Below are 10,782 nucleotides of genomic sequence, written 5' to 3'. Positions count from 1 at the left end.
CGGCCATCAGTTCGTACACGGCAATCGCCATGCCGATGCGGAAGCCCGAACCGCTCATGCCGATGAACTGCTCGGCGGAGATGTTGGAGGCGATCAGCGATGCGCCGATGGCCCACCACGTGAGCGAACCTTCGGCCAGGAAGTAGTCGTGCGAGGCCGAGGTGTTCGCGCCGCTTTTGTGGAAATTTTTGCGGCGGTAGACCCACAGGCCATAGCCGGCGACGACGACGAAGTAGATCAGGAAGACGATGGAGTCGAGGCGGGAAATCAGATTCATGAGGTTTGTCTCGTCAAGCGGAAACGTAGGCGGCGTGCCGGCAACGGCGCGCAAGGGACGGCAGAGCGAAAGAAAGGTGCGTCATCGGTCTCCGGTATCGTTATTGTCAAGGCGTTATCGGCCAGTACGCCCGGATTCTAGGCAGGAAACGCCAGGGCGACCCCATCCATTTTTCGCGTCATCTATGAAATATTCGTATGGCGGCGTCCCCGATGTTGAAATCCTTGCTAATTATTTTGACAAGAGGAAAGGAACGCAGGTCATCCGCGTGCTCGCACTATACTGACAGCATACCCGTCGATTCCGGGCCGACGGGATCCCGGTTGACGCCGTCCGGCGTCGCCTTTTCTACGCTATCAGGAGGTCGAGATGAGTCAAGCATCAAGTATCCTGCGCGGCGCATGGATCGCGTGCGCGCTGTGCGCGGTCAGCGTGCCTGCGCTGGCCGGCAACCATCCGAAGGCCGCGAAAGACCCGGCCCGCTGGACCACGGGCGACACGACGAAGGCCCAGCGCATGGCCACCTTGAAGAAGGAGATCAATGCCGCCTACGCCGAGCAGCAAACGGCGTGCAAGCACAAGTCGTCCGGCAGCCGCGCCGCCTGCCTGAAACAGGCGCGCCAGATCTACCAGCACGACATGGCCCACGCGCCGCAACTGCTGGCCCACGCACCGAAAGGCGAGGTGTCGGAACGCGTCGTGTCGACGACGACCGCCGCGCCGGCCGCACCCACGCAGCCGGGCGCCACCGCCTACGGAAACTCGACGATGGGGACCACCGGCGCGGGTGCCGGCAAGGACGACGCCGTCCCGCCGAGCACGGGCCAGACGAGCGGCCTGCCGCCGCAGAACATGCACCAGCCGGACATGCAGGAGCCGAACGTCCCGCCGCAAAGCAGCCCGCCGCCCGTCCAGCAGCAATAAAGAGCCCGCCCCAGGGTTCTCGCCTCGCGCCGAGGGGCGCCGGATGGTAAACTGCCGCCTTTTGTCGCAGAGGACCACGATGGCGCTTCCCTTGGCGCTGCGCGTACGCGCGCTGGAGTGTTTGATCGAGACCGATCCCGGCGCGAAGACGCAAGGCGTGGCCGCGCTGGCCGCTGCCGCCGCTGCCGGTGCGTGCAGCTTGGACACGGCCGCCGTCCTGCACGCGGACGACGCCCTCGTGCCGGGCCGGCCCGCGCGGCCGGAACTCGTGCCGCCGCGGCTCGTCGGCCGGCGCTCGATGGCGACACCGGAAGGCCGCGCGATGCTCGTCCACGCGCTGGCCCACATCGAATTCAATGCCGTCAACCTCGCGCTGGATGCCGTCTGGCGCTTCGCCGGCATGCCCGACGCCTATTACACCGACTGGCTGCGCGTGGCGGCCGAGGAAGCCCGACATTTCGACCTGCTGGCTGCGCATCTGCGCGCGCTCGGCTGGGCGTACGGCGACTTCCCTGGCCACGACAGCTTGTGGGAGATGGTCGCGAAGACGGCCGGCGACGTCCTCGCGCGCATGGCGCTCGTGCCGCGCACGATGGAAGCGCGCGGCCTCGACGCGATTCCGCCGCTGCGCGCCAAGCTCGCGCAGGCCGGCGACGAGGCGGCCGCCCGCATCCTCGACGTGCTGCTGCGCGACGAGGTCGGCCACGTGGAGATCGGCAACCGCTGGTACTTCCACCTGTGCGCGCTGCGGGGCCTGGAGCCCGTGGCGACGTACGACGCGCTGACGGCGCAATACAAGGCGCCCGTGTTGAAAGGCCCGTTCAACGTGGCCGCCCGGCGCGCGGCCGGCTTCACCGACGCGGAGCTCGCGCGCTTCGACGCCGACCCGCTGGACGCCTGAACCATGGACACGCAGGGCTTCCTGGCGCAGGGCTTCCTGCTCACGCGCCACTGGCGCGACACGGACGCCGGCGTCGAAGTCGAGTTCTGGCTCGCCACGCCGGACGGCCCGCGCCGCGTGCGCCTCGGGCCGCAGCCGGCCGTCGCGTTCATCCCGGCGGAGCAGGGCGACACCACGAAGCTGTTGCTGGCGCGCGAGCGGGGCGTCGAGCTGCGTGAACTGTCGCTGCGCGACTTCCACCACCGCCCCGTGCTGGGCCTGTACTGTACGCAGTACCGGCACCTGCTGCGGCTGGAAAAGCGGTTGCGCGAGCACGGCATCGACGTGTACGAGGCCGACGTGCGCCCGCCCGAACGCTACCTGATGGAGCGCTTCATCACGGCACCCGTGACCTATGCCGGCACGCCCGACGGGGCCGATCCGCGCCTGCTCGTCGACGCACAGCTGAAGCCCGTGCAGGACTATCGGCCCGCGCTGTCGACCGTTTCACTCGACATCGAGACGACGATGCAGGGCGAACTGCGCTCGATCGCGCTGGAAGGCTGCGGCCAGCGCCAGGTGTACATGCTGGGGCCCGGGAACGGCGATGCGTCCGGCCTCGATTTCGACTACGAGGTGTGCGCGACGCGGCGCGACCTGCTCGACCGCCTGGAAGAGTGGTTCCGCCGCCACGACCCGGACGCCATCATCGGCTGGAACCTGGTGCAGTTCGACCTGCGCATCCTGCAGCAGCACGCGCAGCAGATGCAGCGCCCGCTGCGCCTGGGCCGCGACGGCAGCGCGATCGAATGGCGCGAGCACGGCGGCCGGCAGGAGCACTGGTTCGCGGGCGTGGCGGGCCGCCTCGTCATCGATGGCATCGAGGCGCTGCGGTCGGCCACGTGGAGCTTCCCGTCGTTCTCGCTGGAGCACGTGGCGCAAAGCCTGCTGGGCGAAGGGAAGGCGATCGACAACCCGTACGACCGCATGGCGGAAATCGACCGCATGTTCGACGAGGACAAGCCGGCGCTGGCGACCTACAACCTGCAGGACTGCGTGCTCGTCACGCGCATCTTCGAGAAGTCCGGACTGATGACCTTCCTGCTGGAGCGCGCCAGCGTGACGGGGCTCTCCGCCGACCGCAGCGGCGGGTCCGTCGCCGCGTTCGAGCATTCCTACATCCCGCTGATGCACCGGCTCGGCCGCGTGGCGCCGAACATCGGCGACGTGCCCGGTGCGGACAGCCCGGGCGGCTTCGTGATGGATTCCCGGTCCGGCCTGTACGACTCGGTGCTCGTGCTGGACTATAAAAGCCTGTACCCGTCCATCATCCGTACGTTCCTGATCGACCCCGTGGGCCTCGTCGCGGGACTCGACGAGCCGGAGCAGGACACGGTGCCAGGCTTTCGCGGCGCGCGCTTCTCGCGCACGCAGCACTGCCTGCCGGGCATCGTCACGCGCGTGTGGCAGGGCCGCGATGCCGCCAAGCGCGCGCGCAACGCGCCGCTGTCGCAGGCGCTGAAGATCATCATGAACTCGATGTACGGCGTGCTGGGCACGACGGGGTGCCGTTTCTTCGATCCGCGCCTCGCGTCGTCGATCACGATGCGCGGCCACGAGATCATGCACCGCACGCGCGAACTGATCGAGGCGCAGGGCTACCAGGTGATCTACGGCGACACGGATTCCACGTTCGTGTGGCTCGGCGGCGCGCACGCCGAGGAAGAGGCGGCGCGCATCGGCCGCGCGCTCGTCGACCGCGTGAACGGCTGGTGGCGCGCGCACCTGGCCGACACCTTGCAGCTGGAGAGCGCGCTGGAACTCGAGTACGAGACGCACTTCCGGCGCTTCCTGATGCCGACCGTGCGCGGGTCGGAAGAGGGCAGCAAGAAGCGCTACGCGGGGCTCGTGCGCGGCGCGGACGGCGGCGACGAGATCATCTTCAAGGGCCTGGAGACCGTGCGCACGGACTGGACGCCGCTGGCGCAGACGTTCCAGCAGGAGCTGTACGGCCGCATATTCCGCGGCGAACCGTACGAGGGCTATGTGCGCGACTACGTGGCGCGCACGCTGTGCGGCGAATTCGACGGGCAGCTCGTGTACCGCAAGCGCTTGCGCCGGCCGCTCGTCGAGTACGAGCGCAACGTGCCTCCGCACGTGCGCGCGGCGCGCGCGGCCGACGAATTCCACGTGCGCCAGGGCCGGCCCGCACCCTACCGCAACGGCGGGTGGATCCGCTACGTAATGACCACGTCGGGCCCGGAACCGCTGGACACGCTGGACCCGCGGCGTACGCCCATCGACTACGAGCACTACCTGACGAAGCAGCTGGAGCCCGTCGCGGACGGCATCCTGCCATTTTTGGACGACAGCTTTGCACGGCTCACGAGCCCGCAGGGCGCCCTGTTCTGACCCGTCCGGGTCACCCGCCGGCGCGCTTCGCCCGGAGGCCCTGCTTGCCGAGGACGTCCAGCACGAGGTCGCAATGGTCGCCCTGGACCTCGATCACGCCATCCTTCACGGTCCCGCCGGAGCCGCACGCGGTGCGCAGCCGCTTGCCCAGTGCGGCCAGCGCGGCCGCATCGAGCGCGAGGCCCTTGACGATGGTGACGGTCTTGCCGCCGCGGCCCTTCGATAGTCGCGATACGCGCGCGACGCCGTCGCCCGCGGGCACGGCGGCGGCCTTGCACGCACACGCCGCGACGGGCAGCCGGCAGCCGGGGCACATGCGTCCGCCGTCGGTGGAGTAAACGAGGCCGCTGCTTGCACTCTTCATGTCTGGTTCGCGTGTCGTTGATTTGTCGATCGCGCGAGTTTACCAGGCGGCCCGTCATCCAGGGCGACCACTTCGTGCACCGGCGCCGTTACCGTCACGGCCCCGGATTCGGATTGTCGGGCAGCGACGGGATCGCGCGCAGGTATTCGTAGATGGCGTACAAATCTTTCGTCGTCATCTTGCCGACGGCCGGCCACGGCATCACTTGCAGGATGTCGCCGGCCGGATCGCGCGGATCGTGGCCGGTGCGCAGCGTCTGCACGAACTGCTCGCGCGTGAGACCCGCGGGGCGGCCGGCGTGGTCCGGCGTGAGGTTCGGCGCCGTGAAGGGGCCGAACTGGCGCCCGCCGGACATGTATTGCTCGGCGTTGACCCGCTCCGGCTGGCCCTTGAACGGGTCGCCGCCGGGCGAATAGCTCGGGTGCGTATGGCAGTCGATGCAACCTGTCGTGTTGACGATGTAGCTGCCCTGCCACACGAGGTTCCTCTGCTTGCCTTTCAGGTTCAGGATCACGCCGGGCGGCACGAGCTCGCGGCCCCGCATGGTACGACTGTTCGTATCGCTCAACGCGGTGGCGAGGTCGGCGTCGGTCTCCGGGGCGGCTGCGTAGGGCGCGGCGCTGGCGGCGGCAAGGGCGAGTGCCAGCCAGGCGCGGCGGCGGGTCAGGTGGGCTGCATGCATGAGTGGTCTCCTGGTCGGGGCGTGTGACGTCGCTTCCTGCGACGCGAACGCGAGGGAAGAACGTGCGCCGAGGCAAAGCCGGCGCGTTCGCTGAGACGAATCTTCCCAGTATAGGCACCCGTCGCGCGGAAGCCAGCACGGCAGCCCTGTCCGTTCTGATAGGTTGTTCGTGACAATGCGCGCACTTTGCCCGTGGCCGCGATGGCATGATGTCACCGATTCCCTATTTACCGGCGACAAGGAGCCAGCTTGCACGATTCGACCCGGCCATGGATCGCCCTGGCCGCCGCCATCGCCGTCGTGGGGGCGCTCGTCCACGTGGCCGCCATTCCGGCCGGCCCGGCCTGGTATGCCTATTTCGGCGCGCCGCCGTCCGTCGTCGCGTCGGCCCGCGCAGGCACCTGGCTCGCGCCCGTCGGTGCCGTCGCGATCGGGCTGCTGATGGCCACGTGCGGCTGGTATGCCGGCGCGGCGCTGGGCATCGTGCGCCGTCCGCCGCTGCTGCGCACTGGCCTGGCCGCGATGGCCGCGGTCTGCCTGCCGCGCGCCCTGATGCTCGTGCCGCTGGCCGTCACGCATCCGGAGTTGCGCACCACGTTCCAGGTCGTCGCCGCCGTCCTGTGGGGACTGGCCGGCGCCGGCTTCGCGCTCGGCTGCGCGCGCGTGCACCGCCAGCGACGTGTCCCGCGCCGCGCGGCGGCCTGACGTCCGCCGGGCGGGCTATACTGGCGCCACCATGCACCTGTACCGCGAATTCCCGCCGCATCCCGCGCTGGCCGGCCACGTCGCCTGCCTGTGGACGAGCCGCGCGTTGCCGGACGGCGCGCCCGTGCGCACGCGCGTCCTGCCCGACAATTGCATCGACATCCTGTGGCAGGACGCGGCGCCGCTGGGCAAGGTGGCGGGCATGATGTCGCGCCCCCATCATGTGGCGCTGACGACTCCCGTGCTGACCGTCGCCGTGCGCTTCCTGCCCGGCGCCGCACGGGCATTCTTCGACGTGCCGCTGGGCGAACTGCAGGACGGCCATCCGGCGCTCGCCGACCTGTGGCCGCGCGCGGACGCCGAAGCGCTGGCCGCCGCGTTGTGGGAGCGCGAGCAGGCCCCGGAAGCGCAGCTTGCGATCGTCGAGCGGGCGCTCGTCGCGCGCCTGCGCGCGCATGGGTCGGTGCGGAGCGACGGACTCGCGCGGGCGGCCGTCGCGCGGATCGAGGCGAGTGGCGGCGACGTGCGCATCGACGATCTCGCGTCGGCGCTCGGCGTCACGCGCCAGCACCTGGCGCTGCTGTTTCGCGAGCGCGTGGGCCTGTCCGCGAAGACGTTCGCCATGGTGTGCCGCTTCCGCCGCGCGCACGCGGCGCTGCGCGCGCAGCCGGGTGCCGTCGACTGGGCGCGGCTTGCCGGCGAGTGCGGCTATTACGACCAGTCGCACCTGATCCACGCGTTCCGCCAGTTCGCCGACGCGACGCCCGAGTCGTTCGTGCGCCGGGTGGCCGCATGAGCGGGCGGACCGTCCAGGTCATCGCTGCGCCATCGAATCTCGGCTTGCGTCCCCTGCGGCCCGGGCATGAACCGGGCACCTGGCGCGCGCCCGACGCCCTGTTCGACGCGGGCCTGCTGGAGGCCGTCGGTGCCGGCGCGCCCATCGCGATGGCGCGGCCGGCATGGAAACCCGGCCCCGACCCGGGCACGCGGCTGCGCAACGGGATCGCGATGCGCGCGTTCAACCTGGCGCTGGCGGATCACGTGGACGCCACATGCGCGCGCGGCGCGTTCGCGCTCGTCGTCGGCGGGGATTGCTCGATCCTGCTGGGCGCGCTGGCGGGCGCGCGCCGCCATGGTCCGCTGGCGCTCGTCCACGTCGACGGCCACAGCGACTTCCGCCATCCCGGCAACCACGATCCGGCGAGCACGCTGGACGCCGTGGCCGGGATGGATCTCGCGCTGGCGACGGGGCGCGGCGAGGCATTGATGACGGACTGGCCGGACGTGAACGACACGGACATCGAACGCATCGACGTGTTCACGGCGGACGGGATCGGGCCGCACGCCGTGCTGGCCCGCGCGCGGAGCACGCTCGGCGCCGTGCCGGACCAGCATTTCCGGGTGCACCTGGACGTCGACGTGCTCGACGCCGCCGTCATGCCGGCCGTCGACAGCCCCGGTTCGCCCGGCATCGCACCGGACGACCTCGCGCTCATCCTGTCCGGCCTCCTGCCCGACCCACGGTGTGCCGGCATGACGGTCACCGTCTTCGATCCCGACCTCGATCCCGACGGGCGCTACGCGCGCCTGCTCGTCGACTTGCTGGGCCACTTGCCGTTCCACTAATCGCGCTTCCGCTGAGAAATTTCATTCAGCGGTTTAGCAGTCTTAATAATTGCCAACCCGGCGCGGGTCTCGCAGAATTGGCCTGAAGGTACGAGGTATGCATGAGACGCAACGGATTCATCCTGGCCACGTCGAGGCGGCTGCGCCTCCCGCCGGGCGCGTGAAGACGACCGCGAGGCGTGACGCCGCCGCGGGTGCGTGAAGGCCGCCCACGACGTTCCGAATGTCGACATCGGGCCGCAGCTGGACTCATCCAACAGCCGGACATCGTCACCGTCACCTCGCAAGGGCGGCGTGCGGATCGGCGCAGCCATGCCCGCCATACCGGCACATTTCAACACAACTATCCCTTTTTGGCGGAGACTTTCATGAACACGACTTACAGGAAGCGCACCATCGTCCTGGCGATCCTCGCGATGAGCCTTGCCGCAGGTTGCGGCGGCGGCGGGGGCGGCGGTTCGGGCGATGCGGGCAGCACGGCCGGCACGGGTACGCCCGCCGGCACGGGCGGCACCGGCAGCACGGGCGCCACGGGCAGCACCGGCAGCACCGGCTCGACGGGCGGCACCACCGACACGGGCACCGCGAACCCCGGCACGGACGCGAGCGGCGCATCCGCCACGTGGACGAGCGTGAAATGGGGCGGCGGCGGCTACGTCACGGGCCTGATCTATCACCCGACGTCCGCGCACGTGCTGTATGCGCGCACCGACATCGGTGGCGCCTATCGCTGGGACGACACGGCGAAGTCGTGGACGCCGATCACGGACGGCGTCGGTTTCAGCGGGCCGGAGAGCCGCTTCCACGGCATCGAAAGTATCGCGCTCGATCCGAACAACGACCAGCTGGTGTACATGATGACGGGCATGTACACGTTCGAAGGCAATGGCCGCATCTACGTCTCGGGCGACCGCGGCGCCACGTGGACGCACTACGACGTGCCGTTCGCCATGGGCGGCAACAACGGCGGCCGTCCGCTCGGCGAACGCCTGATGGTCGACCCGAACAAGCCGTCGACGCTGTTCTTCGGCTCGCGCATGGCAGGCCTGTGGAAGAGCACGGACTCGGGCAAGTCGTGGGCCCAGGTCACGTCGCTGTCGTCCGTCACGATGACGTCGGACCAGGCGCATGACGGCGGCATCGAGACGGTCCTGTTCGACACGAGCACCAAGGGCAGCGGCACGGCCACGCAGACGATCTACGTGGCCATCGCGCCCGATTACGTCAGCGCGGCCGGGCTGAGCTCGAACCTGTACAAATCGACCGACGGCGGCACGTCGTGGGCACCGGTCACGACGCCGACCTCCGGCTTCATCCCGCACATGGTGCGCGCGTCCGACGGCATGATCTACGTGCCGTTCAGCCAGGGCGGCGGCCCCTCGATCGCCGGCCCGGGCAAACTGTACAAGTTCGACGGCACGAACTGGAACCTGCTCGCCAGCTACGACAACGGCGGCTACGGCGGCTTGTCCGTCTATGGTTCCGGTTCGACGGCCCGCATCGCGCTGGGCGTTTCCAACACCTGGGCGGGCAACGGCCAGGTTGTCCAGCTGTCGGTCGACGGCGGCGCCACGTGGAAGGAAATCGAACAGGGCATGACGCATACGCCGGCCGGCGGCGCAGCCAGCGGCTGGGTGGACGACATCGAGATCGATCCGAGCAACCCCGACCACATCTCGCACGTCCATGGCGGCGGCATCGTGGAGACGCTGAACGCGTCGTCGTCCGCGCCGACCTGGAGCGGTAACGTGACGAACCTCGAGGAGACGGCCACCAACGCCATCGTCACCCCGCCGGCGGGCACGTCGTACAAGTTCCTCAACAGCGCGGGCGACATCGGCACGTGGGTCCAGACGGACCTCGCGGCGACGCCGACCAAGGCGCCGACGTCGAACTGGAGCAGCGGCAACGCGGCCGACCTGGCATGGTCCGATCCGCAGTACATCGCCGGGGCTGGTGTCGCGAACTGGGACAATGCGAGGGCCTTCGGCTTCTGGTCCGGCGACGGCGGCGCGACGTGGAAGGAATTCGCCACGCTGCCCGCGGGTGCCGCGACGAACAAGGGCGGCGCGGCGAGCCTCGTTGTCCCGTCGCGCAACAACGTGATCTGGGCACCCGCCAATTCCGTGCCGTCCTACTCGACGAACAGTGGCTCGAACTGGACCGCGACCAATCTGCCGGCCCTGCCGGCCGTCGGAACGGGCTGGGATCGGGGCTATCGTCTCGTGGCGGACCGCAAGAATGCAAGCAAGGTCTACGCCTACGACTCGGGCGGCGCGTCGTGGTCCAACTCGGCGGGCAAGGTCTACGTCTCGACCGACGGCGGCCATACGTTTACGCTGAGCGCCGGCTCGACGGCGGCGAAGTTCGCGCCGAACGCATGGGGGACCACGTCGCTGGTGGTCAACCCGAATGCCGAGGGTGACCTCTGGCTGGCCGACGGCGAAGCGCTCTTCCACTCGACCGATTCGGGCGCGACCTGGACGAAGGTGAGCGGCTTCGCGACCGTGGCCGGCGCGGGCACGACCGCGCAATCGCAGGGCACGAGCGCCATCGCCCTCGGCAAGGCCAAGTCCGGCGCGTCGTACTCGGCCGCCATCTATGTGGTGGGCACGCGGAACGGCGTGTGGGGCATCTACCGCTCCGACGACGCGGGCGCCACCTGGGCGCGCTTCAACGACGACGCCCACCAGTACGGCGGCATCGGCGCGATCGCGGGCGACTGGAATTCGTACGGCCGCATCTACTTCAGCGGTACCGGCCGGGGCATCATCTACACGAACTAAGGTCGGCCGTGAGCAAAAAGGGGCAGCTTCGGCTGCCCTTTTTTTCGTCCGCGTGGCCGCGTGTTCCATTTTTCCAATCCACGGGGGCGCCGAACGGGCATCATGTGGTTTTTCGACAGGAGACTT

The 10,782-nt window shown here is 69.4% G+C and carries 10 protein-coding genes; 7 read left to right on the top strand and 3 right to left on the bottom strand.

All coding sequences use genetic code 11. From position 1 onward, the window contains the following. Positions 1-277: sodium:solute symporter family transporter (locus HAV22_RS12550; RefSeq protein WP_443098489.1), on the bottom strand; the 277-nt coding region annotated here is incomplete at its 3' end. Between the two features lie 369 nt (positions 278-646). Here HAV22_RS12550 and HAV22_RS12545 point away from each other — a divergent pair. From HAV22_RS12545 to HAV22_RS12535, 3 genes are all read left to right on the top strand, one after another. Continuing rightward, complete coding sequence (locus tag HAV22_RS12545; protein ID WP_166859409.1) at positions 647-1,201, top strand: hypothetical protein; 555 nt, start codon at positions 647-649, stop codon at positions 1,199-1,201. A gap of 79 nt (positions 1,202-1,280) precedes the next feature. Next, positions 1,281-2,102 carry a ferritin-like domain-containing protein gene (locus HAV22_RS12540; protein WP_166859408.1) on the top strand — a complete coding sequence of 274 codons (822 nt, stop codon included), beginning with the start codon at positions 1,281-1,283 and terminating at the stop codon, positions 2,100-2,102. Positions 2,103-2,105: 3 nt separating this feature from the next. Continuing rightward, the gene (locus tag HAV22_RS12535) at positions 2,106-4,493 is read left to right on the top strand and encodes a DNA polymerase II (RefSeq protein ID WP_166859407.1); all 2,388 of its coding nucleotides are present in this window, start codon (positions 2,106-2,108) and stop codon (positions 4,491-4,493) included. A gap of 10 nt (positions 4,494-4,503) precedes the next feature. Here the strand turns inward: HAV22_RS12535 and HAV22_RS12530 are convergent, their stop codons facing one another. Next, entirely contained in the window at positions 4,504-4,857 is a 354-nt protein-coding gene (locus HAV22_RS12530; RefSeq protein ID WP_166859406.1) for a translation initiation factor Sui1, read from the bottom strand. Positions 4,858-4,951: 94 nt separating this feature from the next. Then, positions 4,952-5,539: a cytochrome C gene (locus HAV22_RS12525; RefSeq protein ID WP_166859405.1), complete on the bottom strand. Its 588-nt coding sequence runs from the start codon at positions 5,537-5,539 to the stop codon at positions 4,952-4,954. 249 nt (positions 5,540-5,788) lie between these two features. Here HAV22_RS12525 and HAV22_RS12520 point away from each other — a divergent pair, with 249 nt between their 5' ends. From HAV22_RS12520 to HAV22_RS12505, 4 genes are all read left to right on the top strand, one after another. Continuing rightward, a complete protein-coding gene (locus HAV22_RS12520; protein WP_166859404.1) occupies positions 5,789-6,244 on the top strand; it encodes a hypothetical protein in 456 nt (151 codons plus the stop codon). Positions 6,245-6,275: 31 nt separating this feature from the next. After that, the gene (locus HAV22_RS12515; protein ID WP_166859403.1) at positions 6,276-7,040 is read left to right on the top strand and encodes a helix-turn-helix transcriptional regulator; all 765 of its coding nucleotides are present in this window, start codon (positions 6,276-6,278) and stop codon (positions 7,038-7,040) included. Further along, positions 7,037-7,870, top strand: coding sequence for an arginase family protein (locus HAV22_RS12510; protein WP_166859402.1), 834 nt, complete (start codon positions 7,037-7,039; stop codon positions 7,868-7,870). Before HAV22_RS12515 ends, HAV22_RS12510 begins: the two co-directional genes overlap by 4 nt. 368 nt (positions 7,871-8,238) lie before the next feature. After that, positions 8,239-10,656, top strand: a complete 2,418-nt coding sequence (locus HAV22_RS12505) for a dockerin (protein ID WP_208296162.1) — start codon at positions 8,239-8,241, stop codon at positions 10,654-10,656. The last annotated feature ends 126 nt before the right edge of the window (positions 10,657-10,782 follow it).

Origin of the sequence: Telluria antibiotica (genome assembly GCF_011682055.1) — a bacterium.
Lineage (GTDB): Bacteria > Pseudomonadota > Gammaproteobacteria > Burkholderiales > Burkholderiaceae_D > Telluria > Telluria antibiotica.
This window is presented reverse-complemented; position numbering and strand designations above follow the sequence as displayed.